General features: G+C 55.1%; 24 protein-coding genes and 2 pseudogenes. 8 read left to right on the plus strand and 18 right to left on the minus strand.

All coding sequences use genetic code 11. The features are described from left to right. The first annotated feature begins 56 nt into the window (after positions 1-56). Positions 57-230, plus strand: coding sequence for a PA1571 family protein (locus tag LU682_RS20360; protein ID WP_003248731.1), 174 nt, complete (start codon positions 57-59; stop codon positions 228-230). A 114-nt stretch (positions 231-344) separates the two neighbouring features. On the opposite strand, the gene pdxB is transcribed toward LU682_RS20360, so the two are convergent. The 5 genes from pdxB to rlmM form a co-directional block, all read right to left on the minus strand. Then, positions 345-1487 carry a 4-phosphoerythronate dehydrogenase PdxB gene (pdxB, locus tag LU682_RS20365; RefSeq protein WP_010953113.1) on the minus strand — a complete coding sequence of 381 codons (1143 nt, stop codon included), beginning with the start codon at positions 1485-1487 and terminating at the stop codon, positions 345-347. A gap of 60 nt (positions 1488-1547) precedes the next feature. Then, complete coding sequence (tusA, locus tag LU682_RS20370) at positions 1548-1790, minus strand: sulfurtransferase TusA (protein ID WP_003248727.1); 243 nt, start codon at positions 1788-1790, stop codon at positions 1548-1550. A gap of 21 nt (positions 1791-1811) precedes the next feature. Then, positions 1812-2027, minus strand: coding sequence for a hypothetical protein (locus LU682_RS20375; RefSeq protein ID WP_138868016.1), 216 nt, complete (start codon positions 2025-2027; stop codon positions 1812-1814). 344 nt (positions 2028-2371) lie between these two features. Further along, entirely contained in the window at positions 2372-3673 is a 1302-nt protein-coding gene (locus LU682_RS20380; RefSeq protein ID WP_010952894.1) for an IS4-like element ISPpu8 family transposase, read from the minus strand. 420 nt (positions 3674-4093) lie between these two features. After that, positions 4094-5158, minus strand: coding sequence for a 23S rRNA (cytidine(2498)-2'-O)-methyltransferase RlmM (gene rlmM / locus LU682_RS20385; RefSeq protein ID WP_010953111.1), 1065 nt, complete (start codon positions 5156-5158; stop codon positions 4094-4096). Positions 5159-5382: 224 nt separating this feature from the next. Here rlmM and acnA point away from each other — a divergent pair, with 224 nt between their 5' ends. Together acnA and LU682_RS20395 are read left to right on the plus strand one after the other, a co-directional pair. Further along, on the plus strand, positions 5383-8124 hold the full coding sequence (acnA, locus tag LU682_RS20390) for an aconitate hydratase AcnA (protein WP_010953110.1): 2742 nt from the start codon (positions 5383-5385) through the stop codon (positions 8122-8124). Between the two features lie 141 nt (positions 8125-8265). Further along, a complete protein-coding gene (locus LU682_RS20395; RefSeq protein WP_010953109.1) occupies positions 8266-9831 on the plus strand; it encodes a methyl-accepting chemotaxis protein in 1566 nt (521 codons plus the stop codon). Positions 9832-10084: 253 nt separating this feature from the next. Here LU682_RS20395 and LU682_RS20400 read toward each other — a convergent pair whose 3' ends face one another. From LU682_RS20400 to LU682_RS20420, 5 genes are all read right to left on the minus strand, one after another. Further along, entirely contained in the window at positions 10085-10969 is an 885-nt protein-coding gene (locus tag LU682_RS20400) for a pseudouridine synthase (RefSeq protein WP_049586701.1), read from the minus strand. 51 nt (positions 10970-11020) lie between these two features. Continuing rightward, complete coding sequence (locus LU682_RS20405; protein WP_010953108.1) at positions 11021-11329, minus strand: hypothetical protein; 309 nt, start codon at positions 11327-11329, stop codon at positions 11021-11023. Positions 11330-11394: 65 nt separating this feature from the next. After that, positions 11395-11826 carry a D-Ala-D-Ala carboxypeptidase family metallohydrolase gene (locus LU682_RS20410; protein ID WP_010953107.1) on the minus strand — a complete coding sequence of 144 codons (432 nt, stop codon included), beginning with the start codon at positions 11824-11826 and terminating at the stop codon, positions 11395-11397. Between the two features lie 108 nt (positions 11827-11934). Beyond that, complete coding sequence (locus LU682_RS20415; RefSeq protein WP_010953106.1) at positions 11935-12174, minus strand: glutaredoxin family protein; 240 nt, start codon at positions 12172-12174, stop codon at positions 11935-11937. A 73-nt stretch (positions 12175-12247) separates the two neighbouring features. After that, a complete protein-coding gene (locus LU682_RS20420) occupies positions 12248-13456 on the minus strand; it encodes an ammonium transporter (protein WP_010953105.1) in 1209 nt (402 codons plus the stop codon). Between the two features lie 312 nt (positions 13457-13768). Here LU682_RS20420 and LU682_RS20425 point away from each other — a divergent pair, with 312 nt between their 5' ends. From LU682_RS20425 to dgt, 4 genes and pseudogenes are all read left to right on the plus strand, one after another. Next, the gene (locus LU682_RS20425; RefSeq protein WP_010953104.1) at positions 13769-14083 is read left to right on the plus strand and encodes an ElaB/YgaM/YqjD family protein; all 315 of its coding nucleotides are present in this window, start codon (positions 13769-13771) and stop codon (positions 14081-14083) included. 9 nt (positions 14084-14092) lie between these two features. Next, positions 14093-14467, plus strand: a complete 375-nt coding sequence (locus tag LU682_RS20430; protein WP_010953103.1) for a phage holin family protein — start codon at positions 14093-14095, stop codon at positions 14465-14467. Continuing rightward, entirely contained in the window at positions 14464-14793 is a 330-nt protein-coding gene (locus LU682_RS20435; protein WP_010953102.1) for a hypothetical protein, read from the plus strand. The genes LU682_RS20430 and LU682_RS20435 overlap by 4 nt, the downstream gene beginning before the upstream one ends. 148 nt (positions 14794-14941) lie before the next feature. Further along, positions 14942-15565, plus strand: a pseudogene (gene dgt, locus LU682_RS20440) (dGTP triphosphohydrolase); the annotation flags it as partial. A gap of 286 nt (positions 15566-15851) precedes the next feature. Here the strand turns inward: dgt and LU682_RS20445 are convergent. The 8 genes from LU682_RS20445 to LU682_RS20480 form a co-directional block, all read right to left on the minus strand. After that, a complete protein-coding gene (locus tag LU682_RS20445; RefSeq protein ID WP_060489111.1) occupies positions 15852-16466 on the minus strand; it encodes a hypothetical protein in 615 nt (204 codons plus the stop codon). Between the two features lie 31 nt (positions 16467-16497). Beyond that, on the minus strand, positions 16498-17859 hold the full coding sequence (locus tag LU682_RS20450; RefSeq protein ID WP_370688798.1) for a deoxyguanosinetriphosphate triphosphohydrolase: 1362 nt from the start codon (positions 17857-17859) through the stop codon (positions 16498-16500). Positions 17860-18041: 182 nt separating this feature from the next. Next, positions 18042-20987 carry a P-loop domain-containing protein gene (locus tag LU682_RS20455; protein ID WP_060489109.1) on the minus strand — a complete coding sequence of 982 codons (2946 nt, stop codon included), beginning with the start codon at positions 20985-20987 and terminating at the stop codon, positions 18042-18044. A gap of 396 nt (positions 20988-21383) precedes the next feature. Then, positions 21384-22229: a beta family protein gene (locus LU682_RS20460; protein ID WP_232857626.1), complete on the minus strand. Its 846-nt coding sequence runs from the start codon at positions 22227-22229 to the stop codon at positions 21384-21386. Between the two features lie 92 nt (positions 22230-22321). After that, on the minus strand, positions 22322-23305 hold the full coding sequence (locus LU682_RS20465) for an IS5-like element IS2000 family transposase (RefSeq protein ID WP_180689090.1): 984 nt from the start codon (positions 23303-23305) through the stop codon (positions 22322-22324). Beyond that, complete coding sequence (locus LU682_RS20470; RefSeq protein WP_289176013.1) at positions 23302-23706, minus strand: beta family protein; 405 nt, start codon at positions 23704-23706, stop codon at positions 23302-23304. The genes LU682_RS20465 and LU682_RS20470 overlap by 4 nt, the downstream gene beginning before the upstream one ends. A 12-nt stretch (positions 23707-23718) precedes the next feature. Further along, positions 23719-24930, minus strand: a complete 1212-nt coding sequence (locus tag LU682_RS20475; protein WP_082412155.1) for an ImmA/IrrE family metallo-endopeptidase — start codon at positions 24928-24930, stop codon at positions 23719-23721. Beyond that, positions 24927-25250: a type II toxin-antitoxin system HigB family toxin gene (locus LU682_RS20480; RefSeq protein ID WP_175442668.1), complete on the minus strand. Its 324-nt coding sequence runs from the start codon at positions 25248-25250 to the stop codon at positions 24927-24929. The genes LU682_RS20475 and LU682_RS20480 overlap by 4 nt, the downstream gene beginning before the upstream one ends. A gap of 294 nt (positions 25251-25544) precedes the next feature. Between LU682_RS20480 and LU682_RS20485 the strand changes: the two are divergent. Then, a pseudogene (locus tag LU682_RS20485) lies at positions 25545-26264 on the plus strand (deoxyguanosinetriphosphate triphosphohydrolase family protein); the annotation flags it as partial. Between the last annotated feature and the right edge of the window lie 104 nt (positions 26265-26368).

Raw genomic sequence — 26368 nt, forward strand, 5'->3', positions numbered from 1 at the left:
CAGGCCAGTCACGGCGCAGGGCTACCCTGAGCTTGAACCTGAAGAGGAGACAGTGCATGAGCTTGCAGCATGGCAGTGATAACCAGAAGCCCCAGACTTCCCCACAACCGCAAGTATGCGGTTCGATCATCGACGCCAAGGGGCGCGAAGTGCCGATCACCGAGCAGATGATCCAGCAGGCCTGCAAGGCCCTGGAAGAAAGCCGTGTCGAGCGCGTACGCAAAGGTTGATCGGCGAATTCTCTGCAACCCGGCGCTTGCGCCGGGTTTTTATTGGCCCAGCCAGTGGGCTTGGCCGCCCCAACAGGTAACCACACCTACCTGCAAGGTCAAGACAAGGCGTGCTTAGACCAACACCCCACCCAGGGCACTGACCAACTGCGCCAACTGCGGCGCCTCCCCGTGCAAGCGCACGGCCAGCCCCTCGATCTCGCGCCTTGGCGGGTATTGCTTGCGCAACTGGTCGAACGCCGCTCGCTGTTGCTGCGGATCATCGCTGAGGCTACGGCGGAAATCGGCATCATCACGGCGCGGGTCATACACGGCGCGACACAGGGTGGCCAAGGCCCAGGACAGGTCGGTGCTGGCATCCAGCTCAATCTGTGCCAGCGGTGGTTTGGGCAGCAGCTCGGCCAGCCGCACCTGCTCGTTCACACCGAGGAAGCGGCACAGCGCCTGGTAGATCCGCGCCGTGCCACGCTGGCGGCCATCGAGGCTATAGCCGGCAATGTGCGGCGTAGCCAGGGTGCACAGGTCGGCCAACTGCAGGTCGACCTGCGGCTCCCCTTCCCACACATCCAGCACCGCGTGCACGTCTTCGCGGTCCAGCAGCAGCTCGCGCAGGGCCACGTTGTCCACCACCGGGCCACGGCTGGCGTTTACCAGCCAGGCACCCGGGCGCAACTGTGCCAGCTGCGCCTGCCCCAGCAGGTGCCAGGTCGGGTGCTGGCCGCCGCGTTGCAACGGGGTATGCAAGCTGATCACATCGCACTGCTGCAGGATGGTTTCGAGGCTGACGTAGTCGCCGCCCTCGGCGGCCTGACGCAACGGGTCGCACACCAGCACCTTCCAGCCCAGGCCATGCAGCACCCGCACGAGGCGGCCACCCACTTCACCCGCGCCCACTACGCCATACACGCGCTCGGGCAATGCCACGCCATCCAGTTCGGCCAGGGTCAGCAGGCTGCCCAGCACGTAATCGACCACGCCGCGGGCATTGCAGCCAGGTGCGCTGCTCCAGTGGATGCCAGCTTCTGCAAAGTAGTCCAGGTCCAGGTGATCAGTGCCGATGGTGCAGGTGCCGACAAAGCGTACACGGCTGCCTTCGAGCAACTGACGGTCGACCTTGGTCACCGAGCGCACCAGCAGGATATCGGCGTCCTTGACGCTGGCAGCATCGAGGCTTCGGCCGGGGTAGCGGCGAATTTCACCGAAACCCTGGAAGAAGGCATCGAGCAGCGGGATGTTCTCGTCGGCAACTATCAGCATGGCGCTCTCCTGTCTGGGGAGCGCAGTGTAGGCGCAACGCCGGGCGTGTTCCAGAGCGATTCAGTCGGCTTTCTTGCGGATCCAGTACAGGAAAGTGCCGGCGTCCTCTTGCTGCTGCAGCAGCTCGTGGCCCAGGAAGTTGCAGAACTTGGGGATGTCGCGGCGGGTCGACGGGTCGGTGGCGATGACCTTGAGCAGGCCGCCGGCGGCCAGGTTGCGTACGTGCTGGTGCAGCATCATCACCGGTTCCGGGCAGTTCAGGCCGGTGGCATCGAGGATGGCGTCGGGGGTGAAATCGGTCATGGGGGGCTCCGAAAATGATCGCTATTGTCGCGCATAGCGCGACGCGGTCCAAGCACGGCTTTCAAACCCAGCGCTCTTGATCTCGATCTTGATCTTGATCTCGATCTTGATCTTGATCTTGATCTTGATCTTGATCTTGATCTTGATCTTGATCTTGATCTTGATCTTGATCTTGATCTTGATCTTCGCGACTTCAGGAGGCCGAACGCAGGCCTTGCGAAGGCAGGTGACGGGCATGGATGCCCGTCAAGCGCTGAGGCCCCAGGATGGGGCCTTCGGCGCGGTCCTGCCGGGAGCAAGGCCGGAGTGAGGGGACCCCGGAGCGCAGCGCAGGGGCCGGATGATGGGAGCGCAGCGTTTTTTGGTTACTTTTTGTCGCGTTTGACAAAAAGTGACTCGCCGTAAGGGCGAAAAGGTGAGTCAGTGTCGCCATCGCGAATGGACTGTTCGCTGAGTCAAAACAGACGAATTTGCTTCTTGCTTCTTGCTTCTTGCTTCTTGGATGTGGGCATTCACATCGAGTAGGTATTCATTCACGCAGGTGGCGCACAGTCACCTTTCCGCCCTTACGGCCATCCCTTTCAAGGTCTTTTGGTTTTGGCGGCTTTGATGACCCGATCCGTCGAAACATGAGCATGTACAGCCGTCCCTTGCACCCAGGCCTTCGCTTTGAGCACCTTGGGGCCTCGTGGGCTTTTCGCAACCTGTCTGGGCTGGATGTTTCTGGCCAGCTCCAGCAGGCGCTGAGCCAGGTTTTCCATCGGAACAACGGGCATGTACTCGGATGGCAGGGCAATCTGCATGCCTTCGTAACCCCCTCTGATCTGCACCGCCAAGTGATAGATCGAGGCTTCCCAATTCTCGGGCAAGGCATCGCGGTGAGCCTGTTCAACACTTCGCTTGAGCAAGGCCAGAACGTTGTATGCCAGCACGGCAGTGGTGAATCCAAGCAAGGCGGCTCGCGGACTGCCGAGGGTTTCAATTTCACTTTCCAGAATTGCTTCCAACCGCTGGAACATCCCTTCAATGCTCCAGCGGCGCCGATAGAAGTCTGCGATCTGTTGCGCACTGATGCTCTCGGGCAGGTTGCTCCAGAACATCAAGCTGTTATCACCTGAGTCGTTTGGTGAATGAAGCGTTAACTCGACACGTCGCCAGCGGTGCCCGCCTTTTACTTCGATGGATTGCTCGCGCACAGTGCCTGTGGCGACGGGCATCGGTGCTTGCCACTCACCTTCCTGGATCAAGCGTGGATGCTTGGCCTGCTGGCGAATGACAAATGATGTCTTCACCTGTTCGCACGCCTCCATTACAGGCAGCGTGCAGTAGAGACGGTCAGCGATCCAAACCTGATTGGTCTTTGCTTCAGCCAGCAACGGCAAAACACAAACTCGTTCGCTTGCGTAGGCGTCCTCGCACGGCTGGAGGTCAATTACCTGATCCAGGTCGGGGTCGTAAACCACCACCGAAAACCCGGGGCGAGCCGCTCCGCGCTCTTGGCGCAACGCGCCAAGACGCTTTTCGGTAGAGGCCAAGTGGCTGCCATCGACCACCCGAACTTGCCAATCAGGAAGCATGGCTGAGCAGCCCAACTCATGGATTGTCGGCGCCAAGCGCTGCGCGCAGCCTGTCACCAGAGCACGCAACAGGGCAGGTTCGGTTCGACTGATCTTGTCGTACAGAGCTGCCAGGCTGACGGGAAGGTCGTCCAGTTGTCTTGCCGCAGCATGCAGCGATGGCTTCAAGCCCAATGAAACAAGCGACATCAACTTGATAATGGTCGAGAACAGCAGCTCGCGAGAATACTGCCGTTGGCGGTGCTCCTCGAAAACCTGATCGACCCACTCCGGCGCAATGGCCTGCTCCAAGGCAAGTTTGGCCATTACGCTGGCGGGTGCTTTTTTCTCGAATCGCGCTAGTACATCAGCCCACATCGCTCGGGTCTTCCTGACTGGATTTCAGCGAATTCTACCGAAGACCTTGAAAGGGATGGCCCTTACGGCGGGTCACTTTTTGTCAAACGCGACAAAAAGTAACCAAAAAACGCTGCGCTCCTATCATCCGGCCCCTGCGCTACGCTCCGGGGTTCCCTCGCTCCGGGCTTGCTCCCGGGAGTACGCGCTGCAGGCCCCATCCATGGGGCCTCAGCGCTTGACGGGCATCCATGCCCGTCACCTCCCTTCGCAAGCCCTACGCTCGGCCTCCTGAAGTCGCAATCTGCGTCGCCTGAACTATCGCGCGCTTAGAAGCAACAGCAAAAGCAGAAGCAGACGCAGACGCAGAAGCAGAACGACGTGCTGGCCTCAGCGTGGCTTCAAATCGAGCCGCCGCAGGTGGCACGTCACTTCCTCGCGGTCGTGGTACAGCTGCTTGCAGGCAATCGACACCCTGATCTTGCGTGCCTTGAATGTTGCCTCCATACGGTCGAGCAGGCGCCGTACTTCGGCATAACGCTGCTTCATCGGCAACTTCAGGTTGACCACCGCCTCGCGGCACAGCCCCTCACCCAGCCAGGTTTCAATCAGCGAGGTGGTACGCGCCGGCTTCTCGACGATATCGCACACCATCCAGTCTACCGGCTGCTTCGGCTGCCAGGTAAACCCATCGGCCATCAAGTGCTGGACCAGGCCGGTGTCCATCAGGCTTTCGGCCATAGGCCCGTTGTCGATGGCTGTCACCAGCATGCCACGGCGCACCAGCTGGTAGGTCCAGCCACCCGGCGAGGCTCCCAGGTCGACGCCGGTCATGTCATCACCCAGGCGCTGCTCCCACTGCTCACGCGGGATGAACTGGTGCCAGGCTTCTTCCAGTTTGAGCGTCGAACGGCTAGGTGCCTCGCGAGGGAACTTCAGGCGTGGGATGCCCATGGGCCACAAGGCGCTGTTGCTGGCCGATGCAACGCCGACAAATACCCGCCGGCCGCTGATGAAGGTCAGCAGCAAGCGTGGGCGACCGGGGTCGTCGACCAGGCGGCCGGCCTTCTCCAGGGCCTTGCGCAACGGCACTTCGAACTTTCGGCAGAAGGTGGACAATTCCTTGCCTTCGTTGCTGTCCAGCACCTCCAGCCAAAGGCTACCGAACACCGGGAAGTCAGCCAACTGCGCCAGCAGTACGCTGATGCGGTCTCTTTCCGGCAGTTCGACGTAACCGCCACGTGCCCACTGCCGCGGGAAAATCAGCTGGTTGAAACGCAGCTCCCCCATCAAGCGCTCGGCACCGCCCTCCTCGCTACAGACAAACTCGGCACTGGCACTTTGCGGCTTGCCTTTGGCATAGCCGGCAACACCCAGGCGGGCGGCATGTTCGCTGATTTCGGCGCAAACCTCGCCCTCGAAACCGGGCCGGCAATGCATGAACAGGGTATTCATCTCTCACTCCACTACGGCTGGCGCACCACAGGCGCCGGCAGGGCGGCGATGATAAAGGAAGTTCGGAACCTGCGACACGCCCCGCCGGTCCAGAAAAAGGTCAGGTAGCGTAAACCGGTCTAACCTGACCATTCAGCCAGGTCCGTGCCGTGCGGACCGATACAGAGCGGTGCTGCCGGCAAACCGTGAATATTTGCCGGGCACCGGTGCAGAAGGAGTTGGCAATGCCCTCGCTCGATAGCCTGAACACCCTCAAGCCCCTCAAGGTCGGCGACAAGACCTACCACTACTTCAGCCTCACCGAGGCCGCCCGCCAGCTGGGTGACCTGCAGCGCCTGCCCATGTCGCTGAAAGTGCTGCTGGAAAATCTGCTGCGCTGGGAGGATGGCGCGACCGTCACCGGCGACGACTTGCGCGCCATTGCCCAATGGCTTGGCGAACGGCGCTCCGACCGCGAGATCCAGTACCGCCCGGCGCGGGTGTTGATGCAGGACTTCACCGGCGTGCCCGCCGTGGTCGACCTGGCGGCCATGCGCGCCGCCATGGCCAAGGCTGGCGGCGACCCGCAACGGATCAACCCGCTGTCACCGGTCGACCTGGTGATCGATCACTCGGTAATGGTCGACCGCTACGGCACGCCGCAAGCCTTTGCCGAAAACGTCGACATCGAAATGCAGCGCAATGGCGAGCGCTATGCCTTTCTGCGTTGGGGCCAGAGCGCCTTCGACAACTTCCGCGTGGTCCCCCCGGGCACCGGCATTTGCCACCAGGTCAACCTGGAATACCTGGGCCGCACGGTGTGGACCCGTGAGGCCGACGGCCGCACCTATGCCTTCCCCGATACCTTGGTGGGCACAGACTCGCACACCACCATGATCAACGGCCTGGGCGTACTCGGCTGGGGTGTCGGCGGCATCGAAGCGGAAGCGGCCATGCTCGGCCAGCCGGTATCGATGCTGATCCCCGAAGTGATCGGCTTCAAGCTGACCGGCAAGCTGCGGGAGGGCATCACTGCCACTGACCTGGTGCTGACCGTGACACAGATGCTGCGCAAGAAAGGCGTGGTGGGCAAGTTCGTCGAGTTCTACGGGGACGGCCTGGCCGAGTTGCCCCTGGCCGACCGCGCAACCATCGCCAACATGGCACCGGAATACGGCGCCACCTGTGGTTTCTTCCCGGTCGACCAAGTCACTCTGGACTATCTGCGCCTCTCGGGCCGCCCCGAAGCGACCGTGCAACTGGTCGAGCAGTACTGCAAGGCACAGGGCATGTGGCGCCTGCCCGGCCAGGAGCCGTCATTCAGCGACACGCTGGCCCTGGACATGGACGACGTCGAAGCCAGCCTGGCCGGGCCCAAACGGCCGCAGGACCGCGTAGCGCTGGGCCAGGTCAGCCAAGCCTTCGACCACTTCATCGAACTGCAGCCCAAACCGCTGGCCAAAGAAGTTGGCCGCCTGGAAAGCGAAGGTGGCGGCGGTGTGGCAGTGGGCAACGCCGACCAGACCGGCGCAGTCGACTACAGCCATCAGGGCCAGACCCACACCCTGCGCGATGGGGCCGTGGTGATTGCCGCGATCACCTCATGCACCAACACGTCCAACCCCAGTGTGATGATGGCTGCCGGGCTGGTGGCGAAAAAAGCACTGGAAAAGGGCCTGCAACGCAAACCTTGGGTCAAGAGTTCGCTGGCGCCGGGCTCCAAAGTCGTCACTGACTACTTCAAGGCAGCCGGGCTCACGCCTTACCTCGACCAACTGGGTTTTGATCTGGTCGGCTATGGCTGCACCACCTGCATCGGCAACTCCGGCCCGCTGGACGAGGCGATCGAAAAAGCCATTGGCAGCGCCGACCTCACCGTGGCCTCGGTGCTATCGGGCAACCGCAACTTCGAGGGCCGCGTGCACCCACTGGTCAAGACCAACTGGCTGGCCTCGCCCCCGCTGGTGGTGGCCTACGCCCTGGCCGGCAGCGTGCGCCTGGACTTGACGCGCGACCCGCTGGGGTCAGGCAAGGACGGCCAACCGGTCTACCTGCGGGATATCTGGCCGAGCCAGCAGGAAATTGCCGAGGCCGTGGCCAAGGTCGATACGGCGATGTTCCACAAGGAGTACGCCGAAGTGTTTGCCGGTGATGCGCAATGGCAGGCCATCGAGGTGCCACAGGCCGCCACTTACGTGTGGCAGGCTGACTCCACCTACATCCAGCACCCACCGTTCTTCGACGGCATCGGCGGGCCGCCGCCACAAATTGCCAATATTCACGGCGCACGGGTGCTGGCGCTGCTGGGCGATTCAGTGACCACCGACCACATTTCCCCCGCCGGCAACATCAAGACCGACAGCCCGGCCGGGCGCTACCTGCGGGAACAAGGTGTGGAGCCACGCGACTTCAACTCCTACGGTTCGCGGCGTGGCAACCACGAAGTGATGATGCGCGGCACCTTCGCCAACATCCGTATTCGCAACGAGATGCTGGCAGGTGAAGAAGGCGGCAACACCTTGCATGTGCCCACTGGCGAGAAGCTGTCGATCTACGACGCGGCCATGCGTTACCAGCAGGAAGGCACCCCGCTGCTGGTGATTGCCGGCCAGGAGTACGGCACCGGTTCGAGCCGCGACTGGGCTGCCAAGGGTACCAACCTGCTGGGGGTCAAGGCCGTGCTGGCAGAAAGCTTCGAGCGTATTCACCGCTCCAACCTGGTGGGCATGGGCGTATTACCGCTGCAATTCAAGGCTGGGCACAACCGCAAACAGCTGGGGCTGACCGGCAAGGAGCAGATCGATGTACTGGGGCTGGACGGCGCGCATATCCACCCTGGCATGAGCCTGCCCTTGCGCATTACCCGCGAAGATGGCCAACAGGAACAGATCGAGGTGCTATGCCGGATTGATACCCTGAACGAGGTGGAATACTTCAAGGCGGGGGGGATTCTGCATTATGTGTTGCGCCAGATGATCGCCAGTTGAGTCTGGCCGAAGATTCGTTCCGTTCTTGAAACCGAGCGCCGCGGGGGCGGCGCTCGATCTCTGCAATCAATGAATCAAATATCCATTCAATAAAACCAGCCGCTTGCCGATACCTGTCGAAAGCCCTGCGGACTATCACCCATGCGTAACAACCAGCCGATTACCCAGAGAGAACGGACTTTCCCAGCCCAGCAGCGGTTGATCTCCACTACCAACGCCAAGGGTGTGATCACCTACTGCAACGATGCCTTTATCGAAATCAGTGGTTTCACCCGCGAGGAGCTGACGGGCGCACCGCACAACCTGGTGCGCCACCCCGACGTACCGCCTGCCGTGTTTGCCCATATGTGGCAAACCCTCAAGCAGGGCCAGCCGTGGATGGGTATCGTCAAGAACCGCTGCAAGTCCGGCGACCATTACTGGGTCAACGCCTATGTCACCCCCATTTTCGATAACAACCAGGTTGTCGGCTTCGAGTCGGTGCGGGTCAAACCCACCGCCGAACAGATCCGCCGCGCCGAGGCCCTGTACCAGCGCATCAACCAGGGTAAGCCGCCGGTACCGCGTCGCGACAAGTGGCTGCCAGTGCTGCAGGACTGGCTCCCGTTCATCCTGATCAGCCAGGTGGGCTTCCTGATCGGCAACTGGCTGGGTCATTCCTGGGGCTTTGCCTTGGCCGCAGGGCTTTCGGTACCACTGGGTCTGCTTGGCCTGAGCTGGCAGCAGCGCGGCCTCAAGCGCCTGCTGCGCCTGGCCGAGCAAACCACTTCCGACCCACTGATCGCGCAGATGTTCACCGACAGCCGTGGCGTGCAGGCGCGCCTGGAAATGGCCATGCTCAGCCAGGACGCACGCATGAAAACCTGCCTGACGCGTCTTCAAGACAGTGCCGAACACCTGAGCGACCAGGCACGCCAGTCCGATGCCCTGGCGCACAAGAGCTCTACGGGGCTGGAGCGCCAGCGGGTGGAGACCGAGCAAGTCGCCGCCGCGGTAAACCAGATGGCCGCCACCACTCAGGAAGTGGCCAACCATGTACAGCGCACCGCCGATGCCACCCAGGAAGCCAACCGCCTGACCAGCCAGGGCCGGCAGATTGCCGGAGAAACCCGCGAGGCCATCGAGCGCCTGTCGGCGGCAGTGGGCGAGACCGGCCAGACGGTTACGCAACTGGCCAAAGACAGCGACGAGATTGGGGGCGTGGTCGACGTGATCAAGGGCATCGCCGACCAGACCAATCTGCTGGCGCTGAACGCAGCCATTGAAGCGGCGCGCGCCGGTGAAATGGGCCGTGGCTTTGCCGTGGTGGCTGATGAAGTGCGACAGTTGGCCCAGCGCACCGCCGAATCCACCGGGCAGATCCACGGCCTGATCGCCAAGCTGCAACAGACCGCCAGCAACGCAGTGCTGACCATGGAAACCGGCCACCGCCAGGCACAGGAAGGCGTCGATCGGGTAATGCAGGCCGACGAGGCGCTGGTAGGCATCAGCGAAGCGGTGGCCAATATCACCGACATGGCCACCCAGATTGCTGCTGCAACCGAGGAGCAGACCGCAGTGGCTGACGAGATCAGCCGCAACATCAGCACCATTGCCGAACTGGCCGACCAGACCGCCGAACAGGCGCAGCACTCGGCACTGCTGAGCGAAGAACTGACCAGCACGGCGGGTAGCCAGTATTCGCTGGTGGAGCGCTTCAACCGCTGAAGCTCGAGACTTCCGCTGGGGATGGCACCGGCTCTGCCGGTGTTCGCGGGTGAACCCGCTCCTACAACGGCTGTGCCGAACCACCGATGCTGTGCCGGGCCGTCGATGCCTGTGTCGAACCACTGATGCGCGTCCAGCCCGGTCCATGTAGGAGCGGGTTTACCCGCGAATACGGTAGCGGCAGCAACGGTGAACGGCGGGTGGAAATTGGCGAGCAGGCCCGCCCCTTTAGCAGGCAAGCCCGCTTGCTGTGTTACCAGTCCAACCGCAAGCGGCTCTCGAAGTAGCGCTCTTTGCCACTCAGCGGGTCCTCGAAACGCAGGCTCTGCGCCAGCAGTTTCAGCGGCCGCTGGTAGTCATCCTCTTCGTTGAGCAATTGCGGATAGAACGGGTCATTGCTGATCCCTGCCCCCAAAGCCGCCATGTGCACACGCAACTGATGGGTCTTGCCGGTCACTGGCGACAGCCCATAGCGCCATCGCTCACCGTTCTTCTCCAACACCTCGGCCAGGGTTTCACTGTTGGCCTCACCCTCCACCTCATGCATGCGGAAAAATGGCTCGCCATGCACCAGGCGGCTTTTGTGCACCAGCGGAAAGGCATGCTGTGGCATGGCAGCGGCAATGGCTTGGTAACGCTTGTCGATACGCCGCTCGGGGAACAGCCGCTGGTAGGCGCTGCGGCTGTGCGGGTTGGCGGAAAACAACACCAGCCCGGCGGTGTGCCGGTCGATGCGGTGCAACGGCACCAGGTGCGGATTGTCCAGGCGACGGATCAGGCGGCGCAACAAGGTCTGCTCGACGTATTCACCGGTCGGCGTCACCGGCAGGAAATGCGGTTTATCGGCCACCACCAGGTGCTCGTCCACATGCAGCACCACCTCCTGCACCGGAATCGGCCGTTCGTTCGGCACTTCGCGGAAGTAATGCAAACGCATGCCACGCTTGTAAGGCAGGTCGGCGGCAACTGCCTGCCCCTTGGCATCCAGCACCCGGCCACGGGCAAAGCGGTCAAGCCACTGGGCGCGGTCGATGGCCTTGAAATGGTCACACAAGCAATCGAGCACCGTCACCCAGTTACCAGGAGGCAGGCACACCGTACTGGCTTGCTGGCGGGCGGGGTCGAAAGGCGTGGTCATGGCTGGGCTCGAGACGTTCATGGCCGCGCATTATCGCCCAACCCCGCCCCCTCAACCAGCCTGGGCCATCGCCTCGCAGCGATCCTTCAGCCAGCGCAGTACTTGCACCGGCTCCCAGCGGCCAGGGTCGTAGAGTGCATAGAGCAACCCCTGATAGCCCACTACATCCAGCCCCCGGTGGTAACCGGCCCGCTGGAACAAGGCCTCGATCTCGGCGAAGCAGGTATTGAAGTGGACTTTGCCGAACGGCGTGCAGTCGCCCGTCACCAGGCCTTCGAGGCGCAGTTCCAGAACGGCGTCAGCCACCCGATCCACGGGCATGCGGTTGACGCTGTACTTGAGTTGCTCGACATTGAGCATGGCTTCACCTCGACACTGTATTTATATACAGCATACGAACATCCCCTTGCTGCCGTCAATGCGCTTCATTGCAGCCCCGCCAGGTAGCCGCTGCCTTTGCGCATGGTCAGCACCTGCCTGCGCGGCGTGCCGCGCGTCACCGACAGATGCACCCATCTGTCGAATTCCAGGATCAGCTGATCGAAGGGCACCGCACTTTTGCTGATTCGCCGGACGGTCTCGCGCGGGCTGACCTCGATCACCGTGAAGTCCGCCGCCAGCCCTTGCACGTGCTGGCTATCGGAGGCGCCACCGATCAACCGATTGACCCTTTCGCTGCGATACCCGCTGCTGATGATGATGGGCGCGTCAAACAACGCACGTACCTGTTCCAGCGCACCACACAGTAATTGCAGGTTGGCCCTGGCTTCGAGGGGCGGTGCATTATCGAACCCCTCGCGGGCGGCGAGCTGGGAAACGGTCATTTCATCGAGGGTGAAATGTGGAGTGATCAACATGGCGAGCTGTTCCGATGATGGAGAAGGTTACCGGCGATGGTGCGCCTCCACCGGATCATCAGCTCGCTTCACAGATCATGGAGCAGGGTTGCAACTCCTCTGCAGCCATCATTGCCCAAGAAAGGCCACCACTTGTTCGGTATCGAACGGCCAGTGCAACTCGGCGCCGTTGTCACAGCGCCGCAGCACCGGAATGATCAGGCCATAACGCTCGAACAAAGGCTCGCTCTCGGCGATGTCGACCAGCTCTACCAGCAGGCCATGATCGACCAGAGGCATCAACACAGCCTCGGCCACTTCGCAGAGGTGGCAGCCGAGGGTGCCGAACAGTTGACATTCAGGCAGCATGTGGCAGGTCCCGGGTTGGCATACACAGAAGCCTATTCTAGGCGCGCCACGCCCACCCTGCACCTGACCTGGCTCAATCCTGGCTGGTAGCACCGATCCGGTGCAGCGACAGGTCCGCGCCCTGGAACTCCTGCTCATGGCTCAAGCGCAGGCCATGCAGCGCACGAATGGCTCCGTACACGGCAAATCCACCGGCCAAGGCCACCAGCACGCCCATCAGGCTGCCCAGCAACTGGCTGACCAGGCTGACACCGCCCATGCCACCCAACGCCACCTGGCCGAACACGCCACAGGCGATGCCACCCCACACGCCACACAGACCATGCAACGGCCATACGCCCAGGACGTCGTCGATTTTCCAGCGATTTTGCGCGGCGGTGAAGGTCCAGACAAACAGCGCCCCCGCCACCAGGCCGGTGGCGAGCGCACCCACCGGGTGCATCAGATCGGAACCTGCGCAAATCGCCACCAGCCCGGCCAGCGGGCCGTTATGCAGAAAGCCCGGGTCGTTGCGCCCGGCCAGCAACGCTGACAGGGTGCCACCCACCATGGCCATCAACGAGTTGATCGCCACCAGGCCGCTGACGCCCTGCAAGGTCTGGGCACTCATGACGTTGAAGCCGAACCAGCCGATGATGAGGATCCACGAGCCCAGCGCCAGAAAGGGAATGCTCGATGGCGCAAAAGCCACCAAACGCCCATCGCGGTACCGCCCACGGCGCGCGCCCAGCAACAGCACCGCCGCCAGCGCCAGCCAGCCCCCCATGGCGTGTACCACCACAGACCCGGCAAAGTCGTGGAACGGTGCGCCGAAGCGTGCCTGCAGCCAAGCCTGTAGGCCCAGATTACCGTTCCACACCACACCCTCGAAGAACGGATAGACGAACGCCACGATCAACGCCGTAGCGCACAACTGCGGCACGAACCGCGCCCGCTCGGCAATGCCCCCGGAGATGATCGCCGGAATCGCCGCCGCGAAGGTCAGCAGGAAGAAACACTTGACCAGCGCATAGCCATGGTCGACAGCCAGCGTTGTCGCCGGCTGGAAGAAGTTGACCCCATAGGCGATCCAGTAGCCTATAAAGAAGTAGACCAGCGCCGAGATGGCGAAGTCGCTGAGGATCTTCGACAAGGCGTTGACCTGGTTCTTGTGGCGCACCGTGCCCACTTCAAGGAACGCGAAGCCGGCATGCATGGCCAGCACCAGAATGGCGCCCATGAGAATGAACAGGGTGTTGGAACCGTGGACCAGAGAGTCCATAGCGCTGTGCATGTTTTCCATGAAATAGGCAGACCTGCTGAAAAAGGCACCAGGACAGTTCAAGAACCTGCATCCCTGCACCGAATCGGTGCCAGCCCCTACCCTGTTCAGGTGAGCGGGGTGAAGCCTGCGTGGTTTTTTCTTGGGTTTGTCGTGGATTGGGTTAAGGTTTATCGGTATCCGCTGCGCGGGCGCCCTGAATCGGCGCATAACCGGTCACAGGCGCTCCGCAACGTGGCAAAAACATAGCAAGGCCCATACCAGCAGCCGCACTTGAACCTTCCATGCGTGCTGTCACTCGAAGTACCAACACTCATCGACAGGGAGAGACCCATGGCCAGCAAATCGGCAAAGAATGCACAAGAGATATTGATGGCTGACTTCCAGGCCTTGGTGCGCGACACCGAGAAGCTGCTGGCCGACACCGCCAACCTGGCCGGCGACCAGGCCGACGAATTGCGCGAGCAGATTCACGAGCGCCTGGCCCAGGCCCGCGAAACCCTGCAACTGACCCAGGACTCGGTACGTGAACGCGGTCAGGCAGCGCTTGGCAGCGCCGAGCAGTACGTGCAGGAAAACCCGTGGCGGGCAATCGGCATCGCCGCCGGCGTCGGCCTGTTGATCGGTCTGCTGGCCAACCGGCGCTAAGGGGAACCCATGGAGAATGACGCCAACGGCGCCAGCGCTTCGGGCAAGCGCCTGGGCGCGGCCATGCTGGGGCTGCTGCACAGTCACATCGAGCTGTTCGGTATCGAGTTGCAGGAGCAGAAGGGCCGTACCTTGAGCCTGCTGCTGTTCGCCGGCCTGGCGCTGGTGTTCGCCCTGCTGCTGCTGACCGCGCTGTCCGGGCTGCTGCTGGTGCTGCTGTGGGACAGCTATCGACTGGCCGGTATCATTGGTCTGTGCGTGTTCTATGGCATTGCTGCACTGTACTGCGGCGTGCGCCTGAAGGCGGCGGTGTTCGACGAATCATCGCCCTTCGGCGCCACCCTCGACGAACTTGCCAAGGACAGGGAGCGCCTGTTGCCATGAGCCTGCCAGAACTGCCAAACACGCGTAACCCGCGCGAACTGCGCAAGGCGCTGCTGCGCCTGCGCATGGAAATGCACCGCCAGGAAATCCGTCATGAGTCCGGTCAGTTGCTTGAACCGCTGCGCCGCGTGCGCGGTATGGGCAGCTCGCTACATGAAGGCCTGGGTATCAAGCATGCGCCACTGTGGGGCATCGGTGCCGTGGTGGCGCTGGGCTTTCTCACCGGCAAGGGCGTACGCAGCGGCAACCTGACACGCCTGATACGGTTGGGCAGCACCCTGTTGCCACTGGTACGCCTCTACCTGCAAGGCAACCGCCGCCCCTGACCAGGGTTCGCCCCGGCAGAAGCAGCCTTGTGCTGCGAAGAGGCCCGTTCCATCGATACGAATGCATCAAAGGGCTGGCCTCTTCTTCGCAGCACAATGCGCTTCCTGCAGGGTATGCTGCTGCCTTCGAACGACAGGAGACCGCGCCTTGGACTGGCACACCTTGCTTACCCGCGAACGGCTGGGCAAAGCCCTGTACAGCGCCGATGAACTCGGGCGCAGCCCCTTCCACAAAGACCACGACCGCATCATTTTCTCCGGTGCCTTCCGCCGCCTCGGCCGCAAGACCCAGGTGCACCCGGTGTCGAGCAACGACCATATCCATACGCGCCTGACTCATTCGCTGGAAGTCAGCTGCGTCGGCCGCTCGCTGGGGATGCGCGTCGGCGAGACCCTGCGCGACAACCTGCCGGACTGGTGCGCCCCAAGTGACCTGGGGATGATCGTGCAGTCAGCCTGCCTGGCCCACGACATCGGCAACCCGCCATTCGGCCACTCCGGCGAAGACGCCATTCGCCACTGGTTCCAGCAGGCGGCCGGGCGTGGCTGGCTGGACGACATGAGCGATGACGAACGGGCCGACTTTCTCAACTTCGAAGGCAATGCCCAGGGTTTTCGCGTGCTCACCCAACTGGAATACCACCAGTTCGATGGGGGGACCCGGCTGACCTATGCCACCCTCGGCACCTACCTCAAGTACCCGTGGAGCGCCCGCCACGCCGACGCCCTGGGCTACAAGAAGCACAAGTTCGGCAGCTATCAGAGCGAACTGTGGCTATAGAAAACAGCCAAAAATGACATTTTTTGAAAATCAACAGCCAAAAAGTTATAAGCAAAAATATTTTGGCATTAAAAACACATTTGATCATCAAAAAAAGAATAAGAAGAATCTTGCTAGGTCACGACTATACCACCAATCACAAGAGTAACTCCACCTAGATTTTCGCCCTTCCATACAGTCAAGCCGTGGTAAAAACGGACTTGATAACATAAGTTCATAATCGAGAAATATAATTATCCACCATAACTACTAATATAATTTCAAGCAAAGCGTTTAGCTATTTATCTAAAGCTGTTATCACTTCACCCCATTTATCCGCAGCATGGAAGCTACCGGCTGAAATACAATTATTGTGGTAATGCACTGCATACTTCAAACGCAACTCTTGAACCAGTTGAGCATTCCCATGTAAATATGTACCAAAAATAAAAGCCAACATGGTTTGAGCCGGGACCACCCCATAATGCCTAACCAAGTCAGGCAAGATAACATTGAGAACATACACAACACCGGGATTTTTATGCCCCACGTATGACTCCTCCGACTTCCTATTCAAGAATTCAATTTCATACATATGAAAAGGATATGTAGCCACTATTGATGCGACAGTTTCCCCACACGAAATTATCCGGTCGTACTGCTCAATAACAAACCAATAAACATCTTGCTCAGTCGGCAGGTGTGGTATGATAGAAACCGCCGTCCTAGCCATCATTCTATTAAGCTCATCAGCGTTCGCTGGCATTCTCTCCAACTCAACACCACAAAGCCTTAACGGTTGCTTTGGTTGAACCACCTCTTTCGCCTTTGGTTTCTCGCCCGCCTTGAACTCAACGGCACTTTGAACCACCACTTCTTCTTTTTTTCCTTTGAACAAATCCAGCCAGCCCATCCCCGTCGCTCCCTTGATATAAATTATACTTCTACCGTTCCATACCCATTCCATTAAACTGGCGGGCCAGATGTATCGCGTAATTATCAGTCATTCCACTAACATAATCCAAAACCTGCATAATAGCCGCATAATCACTTGAAACGCCCGTGCTATCGTCCAAAGCATTAAGGTCAAGTCCCAAAAGGTCCACTACCCTTTTTGTCTTAGAATCAGTAACACCACCACTTCTGACGAAGTTCAAGGCAGCAGCACAGCTTACATTCAGCAGGGTAGAAATCGTGCTGTATGCCCCAATCTCAAGCTCTACCTTACGGGGATGCTGGAAAATTTCCTCTCGGGCAAGAACCTTGGCCGCACTTACGCAATCACGTACATTGTTACTGCACAACTCAAATATACCAAGAGCGTTCCCGGCCATAATCTGATCATAATTACCCATAAATGCAGCTACCCCGGCATCTACAAAAGCCGAGATTACCTTACCGCGAGCCATCGACAACCTACGCCCAACTTTCATTCCCTGCGTTTCTTTGGCTAACTGGTCCCGTTGTTGCTCATCAAGAACAAGGCACAAAATATCAAAAACCTTGTCCCATTCGAGAATACCCATCTCCACACCATCCTCCAAATCAAGAATGGCGTAGCAAAAGTCATCTGAAACTTCCATCAAGTTAGCTAGCGGATGCCGGCAACGCCAGCCATCACCAAGCTTTAATAACCCCGTCGCATCCGCTACCTCATCGAAAAAACCAAGCTCCGAGCAGTAAATACCGTATTTATTCTTAATAGGCCGCAACTGATTGACTGCATCACCTGCCATCCACGGATACTTTATAAAAGCCCCCAATGATGCATAAGTTAGACGCATACCCCCATCATACGGATGATACTCTGAGGTTGTTAATACTCGGAAACCTTGGGCGTTCCCTTCAAATCTACGGAAGTCAGTAGCTTCATTGAAAGGCAAGTGCTCAATCATCTTCGCACCTGCGTCATTAGTGAACCAATGACGTATGGCCTCTTCACCAGTGTGTCCGAATGGTGGGTTGCCAATATCGTGAGCGAGACATGCAGTCTGTACGATGTCGCCAATGTCCGAAGCTGAATAGTAATCAGAAATTAGCCTTTCCTTCAAAAGCTCCTGCCCAACTCGGACTCCGAGTGTCCTACCTACACAAGCCACCTCCAAACTATGGGTCAGGCGATTATGCACATGGTCATTGGTAGCTAGAGGATGTACCTGAGTCTTTCTTGCAAGCCGTCTAAACGCACCGGAGAAAATGACTTTATCGTGGTCTGAGTGGAAGGGGGAACGACCAAGCTCCGACTTTGGGGGCCGCCCGCCTAAGCGAGTGGTGTTCAACAAGCTGTCCCAACTCATGAAACCCATGTGTCACTCCGCAACAAAATCACGACAACAAACAACAATAGTCTATTATCTAGACAAACACAAATAGAGAACGAATCATCATGAAATATTCCGAACATCAAAATAAAAGCCATCAATTAAGATGGCCTTTAAAATGAATAAGTTAGCAGAGCTAAAATGGCAGAACACGAATACTCAATACATCATTTAAAAAAGTCTAGAATCCGATCTAGTTCAATACAAGGCGTCCCTTGATCTACGAATTTTTGAATACCACGATAATCGTCACTCACCTTGTACTGACGCAACGTTGGCTTCTTTTTATCTATGTACTCTTCAATCGCACCATTCTTCACAAGAATTTGCAATGTTTTGCCGGTGAATATTTTAGAGTTGATATACTGCTGCTTCTGAGGGTAGAAGTTTCCACGCTCCTTGAAAAGCTCGAAGATACGCTTAATTTTTTCCTTTAGCTTATCTTGCTGTGCATCATCCTCTTCCATTCTTTTACTGATAATATGTTGAATATCAACAGTATCGCAATCTTCAAATGTTGGAACTACTGGTGGACGCAGGCCTTTCCTTGGCTCTAGTTGGGAAAAGCTTGAGCTTACAAAGTGAGTGCTTTCATCGAATGAGCAGTCCCAGAAGTAATCATAACGCTCAAAGTGAGAGTTTCTAATGGTTTTGGACTTCAAGTCAAAAGTAAGTTTCTTAGACTCACCAGCAATTACGTTCATCAAAACAAGACCGTTAACTTCTTCTGACGACTCTCCAAATATCGTCATCAACAGTTCGGTCGCAGATGATATATCATATTTAATATCGCCAGACTCCATTAAAAGAGCAATATTCAATATAAAACTCGACGAGATCGCAGAAAGATACGTGGTTTTCTCTGACGGCTCTGCACTTTCAACTAGAGCATGAAGACGCTCAATGGTTTCCATTATGAAGAAGACGATTTCTTCACTATACTCTAGCTTTTTACATAGGGTGCTGCAAAGCTGGTTGCCATGCCTGACATAAGACCCTATTAGCTCTATGAGCTTTTCATTCAGCAGTTGGCTATCCTGCGTTAAGAAATAGTTATAAATAGACAGACCTTTAAAGTACTCATTGAAAAAGTCGTACCTGAAATTCAATTTTCCCTGATTATGATGAAGCAGTGGATGCCCTTTAAGTTTTGCGATTGTCTGATCGTCTATCTCACATGGCGAGATACTTTTTATGTCATAGTCAGTTACATAACCGTTTTCTTGAGTAGAGAGGTTAACAAAGAAATCAACCTGATTATCTATACTGAAGTTCCCAAGCTTTTCAACCTCTCGCTCACACACACTTAAGATTAAGAAATCGTTCGGAATTGTGTGGACAAGTAATCTTGCATGACTTGACGACTTCTCGTTACCTCGAAATTCTGAATGCTGCTTGATTAGATAAGCGATCATATCGAGAACATAAGGAATGTATACTAGCTCACCCTTATTTCCCTCACCATTGAGACTGAAATCAGAGGCCATCTTTAAGGCCTTAGTTACTTTCGCTTGATCGCCATCGAAGTATTTCTCAAAAAAGTTTTTTGCTAGATCCTCGCTAAAAGGCTCGAGAGTAATTTCTTCAATTTGCGTTTTATACTCAAGAGTATCCCAAAAGTAATCTCGACAAGTGATTACAATCTTTGTCCTTTCTAGATTAGTTGTATAACTTGTAGATATCGACGATATAAACGACGAAACATCAAACCCAGTTCCAAGTTTTGCAATCACCTCGTCTATGCCATCCAAAACTATAAGTAGATTCCCATTATCCACCGATAGCTTCAATAATTCTTTACTAAAACCCTTCCCATCAAAATCCCGTTTCTTCATTTGGGCAAGATAAAAATCATAGATATCATCAATTCTATGATCTGAGCGTGCGATTTTTATTAACTCGTCTACAATTTCATTAGAGTCAATAAAAAGAATCCCTGCATCTTCATTTGCATCATACACGCTATCTAGAAATTGTTTTACAAGCGTTGTTTTTCCTATTCCGCCAAACCCTTTAATAACCATCAATGGATTGGAGACGGATTCATACCAATCCGTCAATTGATCAAGGGCTTTCTTTTTATCGTCTCCGCCAATATCTGCGATCCCCTCAACATAATTCTCTACGCGATAAGGCCGATACTCCAGCATGTGTTCAGAATAAAGATTTTTGTAGCCGAATTCGTCGATGAAAAAAACGTGATCCGTTTTGAAGCGAGCCTTCAAATTGGTTTTCCTACGTTCGAGATCCTTTAGATCCAAAGGCCTCTCAGTTAGAATAATCTGAGTAGCGTTAGTTTCAATAAGCTTATTCTTTTGAATATATTCGTAAGTTTTGTTCTGGGCAGCGTGTTCGTGGATATAGAGGAAGTAGGTCGGAGGAGAGAATTGCTGCTTGAGTTTAAATACTTCAAAAAGGATATTTTCACCCCAGTCTTTTACAATTACTGGATAACCCTCATCAATACTTAAACTCCGATTCTTATCAATATAAAGATCAACTGTGTTCTTAATACTTCGATCACGCTTCGCATCCTGTTTAGGCTTCTGTTTCGCGAGAGCGTCTTTATAGGATGAAAACTGGGCAATCAGCTCACTAGTTTCTTCTGGTGATGCAGCCCTGACAGAGTCTGCATCTTGACCTTTACGCACAATAATGATACCGGACATTATTGTAATTGTTTTAGTCTGCAGCTCATTCTTCAATTCGGTGATTGAGGTAGGAGACGGGATTTTAAATACGAGTAACGTTTGCCCCTCAATCAGAACTGTTTCTATTTCTAAGTTCAACGGAGGATTTTTAACAAGCTTTTCGAGTTTGACAATTAACTCTTTCTTAAAAGCTTTCAAATCCTTTAGCTTTTTGATTGCAGACAAATCAAGCGAATGTATTTTTCTCTCAGTCTCGCTGAACCCTACAATCAGGTATCTATTAACTCCGCAGTATCCAATATATGCATTGCATAGCGATATCAAGTCCTTTTGAAGCTCGCCCCATTGACGGGCAAGCTCTTGCGAAGGCGTGCTGTCACTCCAATACCAATCACGCTTAAACTCAATAACTGGAGATTCTTCTTGCTGCAAGCATGAATATATTTCATCAACAGTGATCATTATCAGCACCTCCTTATGCTTATCAGGATGATAAGTCTATCCTCGTATTTTCTCTTCTTTTCAAAATGATGTCAAATTAACACTACACCAAAAAATCTGCAAACCGTTCCAACAACACCCGCTCTTACTCATTACCTTAAAGGTAGAAAACATATTAAATTCAAACAAATAACCCCCATAGTGACGATTACCTCGCCACCAATACCTAAATCAATGGAATTAGCCAAGGCGTTCTTTACTCTCGCATATCAGCTTGCTAAAAATACTCACTAATAAGTGTTTGACTGTTCTCTACAAGGTAACTTCCAACCTTTAGAACACATCTATAAATAAGGAGCAAGATACCCACTAGATAAGATATAGGCCCGACAAAAGCATATCTGGGCCTATTTCGGGTTACGCCTTTTCAGTTCGAGAAACTGTTGCGGCAAGCTGGCTAGTAAATTCATAAATCTCAGTTGTTAACGAGCTTATATGGTGATTAGTATCAATTGAAATCCATGTGGTTGGGCTGCCGACAAAAAGCCCTTGACTGCAATCCATTATACGTGAGTCACCCCAGCTAAAATTGGCTCCCATATAGTGATGTGAATCAACAATCGCTTTTGCCAACACGTTGTTTTGAGCCGTTTTATTATCCTGTCTTAACGAGTGCCCTCTAGCTATAAAATAGCTGTTTTCAATCGTGTAACGTATTTTACCGTTCATATCAGGTGCAATAATGTTCTCCGCAGCCCTAGGGTTACGAACACCATAGTCACCAAAATATAGGCTTGCTTTGGGGAACGCCTGCAAAAAACCTTTCCAAGCCAAAATTTCCTTTCTGAATATAGTCCCAGAAGAATCTTTTGTTTTCACGGCTAAATTAACCGATGCTGGAATAGAGCTACCAATCGCTATTATGTAAGTAAAGCCCACGGAACGCATATGCTCGTAAGCTTGCTGTATTGTTTCAATCGCGTCACTTACAGATTTATTCGAAATATCTGCCAAATCGATTATGACAGGAGTAGAGGCTGGTTCTAATCCGGTTTCGACAGTAATATCTTCAATTATTTCATTGAAATAGTCAGGGTCGAGCATGTCTTCGAGAGCTACGCTATCTAAACGGATACTAAAGAATTGGCCCTCTCCGAGATTAATCGACTTAATTGCCTCTTTGTATTCTACAATATCCCAACGATCATATCCTATGATCGGGCAAGGGATAACGCCTTGGGAAACTCCGAACAAGTTGCTCATCAGTCGAAAATGGGCAGCTTAGGGATGCCGAAAAGCCCGATTTTCAGTCGCTGATTATTGGATAACCAAGGCAAAGCCTTGGTTATCTGGACTCACGGGCGCACCTCTCCCGCAGCAGGCAATAATTGCCGGCGCACCATCCACAGATTCGACAGGGCAAACAGCGTGGTCAGTTGCGCCGTGTTCTTGGCCAAGCCACGAAAACGAGTCTTCACATAGCCGAACTGGCGTTTGACCACCCGGAACGGGTGCTCCACCTTCGCACGCACTTGCGCCTTGGCCTTTTCGATCTTGCGCTTGGCTTGGTAGAGCACGCTGCGTTTGCTCAAGTGCTTGTAGGTGCTGCGGCGGGCAGCGACCTGCCATATCACCTGCCGTCCCTCGTGTTCTGGCCGCTTTTCCAAGCCTGTGTAACCCGCATCCGCACACACGACATTCTCTTCGCCATGCAATAGCTGAGCGACCTCCGTCACGTCAGCTACGTTCGCGGCGGTACCATGAACGTGATGCACCAGACCCGATTCAGCATCCGCGCCGATGTGGGCCTTCATGCCGAAATAGTACTGGTTGCCCTTCTTCGTTTGATGCATTTCAGGATCGCGCTTGCCTTCCTTGTTCTTGGTCGAACTGGGCGCGTGGATGATGGTAGCGTCGACAATGGTGCCCTGGCGCAACGACAGGCCCTTGTCTTGCAGGTAATTGTTGATGGTTTCCAGAATGCCGGCCGCCAACTGATGCTTCTCCAGCAGGTGCCGGAAGTTCATGATCGTCGTGTCTTCGGGGATCGGAGCGCTGAGCGTCAGACGAGCGAACTGGCGCATCGAAGTGATCTCGTACAGCGCCTCTTCCATGGCGGGATCGCTCAAAGAGAACCAATTCTGCAGCAGGTGAATGCGCAGCATGGTTTCCAGAGGATAAGGCTTGCGGCCACCGCCAGCCTTTGGGTAGTGAGGCTCGATCAACGCCACCAGTCCACTCCACGGAACCACCTGTTCCATCTCGGCCAGGAAACGCTCGCGACGGGTTTGCTTGCGCTTACCGGCGTACTCGAAATCGGAAAAGCTCATCTGGCTCATGGGATGGCGGACTTGTAGAAGGCAGTTGGACGGAGGGCTATTTCAGCACAGGTCAGATGGCCTGTGCTGACTTGATCGGAGAATCCTTGTGCAGCGAGTTGATCGATGCTGTAGTTTAAAATGTGCTCGCCTGTTTCCACAGTAAAATTCGCTGGCCATTGAAAAATATCAATAATAACCTGCTTTTTTGGAGTGGCTTTCGACACGGCAAGAGAGCATTTTTCAACATACTCTTTGAAAGGGGTGTTGGTACGCTTTATCGCCGTCTCTAACTGCTTACCACCCAATTTCGCTAGCTCGATAATTGGCGTGGTACGAGCAAGAACGCTGGGCGAAAGCTTGCTCAGAGCTTCTAGCTCACCTTTTTTTGCTTTTAGAATTGGAAAGTATTGGTTATTCATCACAAAAGTACCTCAAGATTCAGATCTGAAAAGTTTTCTTACCTCACCTTGTCCGACAAGGTCAGAAAACAGATTGTAGTTGCCACTTTCTTGCCTCAGTCGTCCAGCGATTATTGCTGGGTGTATTCTCAATTCCTGAGAAAGTTGCAGTATAGTTTCTTTACTAGGATTCAAATACGCCTCAGATCTTTTCCATATGGCTCTTGGGATGAAAGTCTCACGGGCGATTCTATTTGCCTCGGCTTCTCTCCTATCATCAGATGGAGCTTCTAAGTCATCTAGTATTGCTTCAGAGTTATCTTCCACATGCTTCCATATGTGAGCAACTTCATGCATCAGTGTAAACCAGAAATTATCTATTCTGTCATATCGTAAGGTTAAGCCAATTATAGGTGTCCCATCATTATCTTGTAATGCTGCACCGTCAAGCATAGTCCCTTTAAGATGCGGCTCTATAATTACAGACACACCAATCTCTTCAAGTAGATTGACTGCCAGCAGCGGCCCGTTCTCATACCTACTTAAATGCGACAACTCCTTAATGAAGCTGTTATCTATTAATTCTTTTTTGTAATTTGTATTTTTACGCGTTGCACGGGATTTTTGAATGATTCGAGCTACCCATGCGTAAAGCGTGTAATGGGTTGTCGGTGTTGCTGCCTCACCTTTGAGCGTTCTCCTAAATGAAGCACCGCCTGCCTGCAACCCCATTTCAGATATAAAGCTTTTAACTATGTCTTCGGCGGTTGTTTTTGCTTTTTCGGTTGCTTTTAGAATCCAACCTCTTGTGACCATTTCAGAAAGCGGAAATTTTTTCCAATCTATACTCTCTTTATGTGAAGAGCTTTGTACTTCGGAAAGTCCAATTAGAGTATCTGTTGATATCCCTAGCCCTATCGCAAGTGCTCGTATCATTGGAACTGTGAGAGGTCGTTTGCGTGAAAGTATTTCAGACACACGACTCCTAGTGCCAAAGTATGGAACTAAATCTGCTTGTTTTAACCCTTTCTCTTCCATCCTGAACAGAATTGCATCTATTGGATCAGGGGTTTCTACTGGATATTTTTGTTTTTCATAATCTTCGATAAGTATGGAAAGCAGTTCAAGCTCATCACTTTCTTTAGTGCCCGGCTTAGGCATAGAATGAACTAGTTGTTGTACTTTTTCAAAGTACGCTTGGTACTGTTGTTCAGTACGGATGATTCTCGCTTCTAAAATATTCATAGCTTTTTAATCGGAGCAGTGATGATGGCAATGCCTTGAGCGAAGGCAATCGTCAGTTCAATAAAGTAGCGGGAAGAGCAAACACAGAACGAAAAGTGTCCTTCCTTTACCTTTTGAGCACTGGGATATTGTTCAATCAATTCATCGGGGCTTTTCCAGTTGGCATTAGCGATCTCGCTAACCCAGCTGGAAATCCATTTGTCGATTTGCTCGCTTTCCCCTTTCAAGGGAAGGAGCTTGTCACGCCCTAGCAGTCTCATGATCACGTATTTTTGTTCCCAATTTGGGAACAAGCTACCCTTGATTCGATAGACCGTCAAGCATTTGTTCCCAAATTGGGAACACGCTCCAGACCTTAGAAATATTGACGATCCTGAGCAGCAGATGCTTGGTCTCGTCAGCAATTCCCCGATGGGAATAAGGTACCTGACCTTGTCTATCCACCACCAAGAATGCTCGATGCCTAACGAAAATCTTTTGCGATTTCTTAGGGACGTTCCCCATCACTACCGTTGGCATCACGATCTCTGGGCTTTCAGAACAAAGCCTAAAACTACTTTTTACTCATATAAATCAATTAGATAGCAACCTTACGGTTTGGTTGCTGAATTGCCCGTAGTGGGCTGCCCCTGCTCGAACAGATCGCCCGCAAGCTCGGCCTGCCGCAGCTGGAACACCAGCGCTGGGCGCGCCACCCGCTGGTGTATCTGATGGAGGCTGCCGATGACATCTGCTACGCGCTGATCGACCTGGAAGACGGCCTGGAAATGGAGCTGCTGCAATACGCAGAAGTCGAGGCGCTGTTGCTCGACCTGGTCGGCGAAGACCTGCCAGAAACCTACCGCCAGCTCGGCCCACGCGATTCTCGTCGGCGCAAACTGGCCATCCTGCGCGGCAAGGCCATCGAACACCTGACCAACGCCGCCGCCCATGCATTCGTCGAGCAGCAGCAGGCGTTGCTGGCCGGGCAACTGCCGGGCGACCTGGTGGAACACATGCATGGCCCAGCCAAACGCTGTGTACTGCAAGCCAAGGACATGGCGCGCAACAAGATCTTCCAGGACAAACGCAAGACCCTACACGAAATCGGCGCCTACACCACCCTGGAGATTCTGCTGAACACGTTCTGCGGTGCGGCCCTCGAGCAGCACGGTGGACGTACGCCATCGTTCAAGAGTCGCAGGGTGCTGGACCTGATCGGCAACAATGCGCCAGACCCGCATGCCTCGTTGCACAGCGCCTTCCTGCGCATGATCGACTTCATCGCCGGCATGACCGACAGCTATGCCAGCGAAATGGCCCGGGAGATGACCGGGCGCTCCAGCCCGGCCTGAAACGCGTCGGTGCAGCGCAGGCTCGGCCAGGCGCTGCACCACGCTTGCAGGAAACTTCCTACACCAACGGGGCCACACTAAACGGCACGAATAAAAACTAATGA

This window comes from Pseudomonas alloputida, assembly GCF_021283545.2.
GTDB lineage: Bacteria > Pseudomonadota > Gammaproteobacteria > Pseudomonadales > Pseudomonadaceae > Aquipseudomonas > Aquipseudomonas alloputida.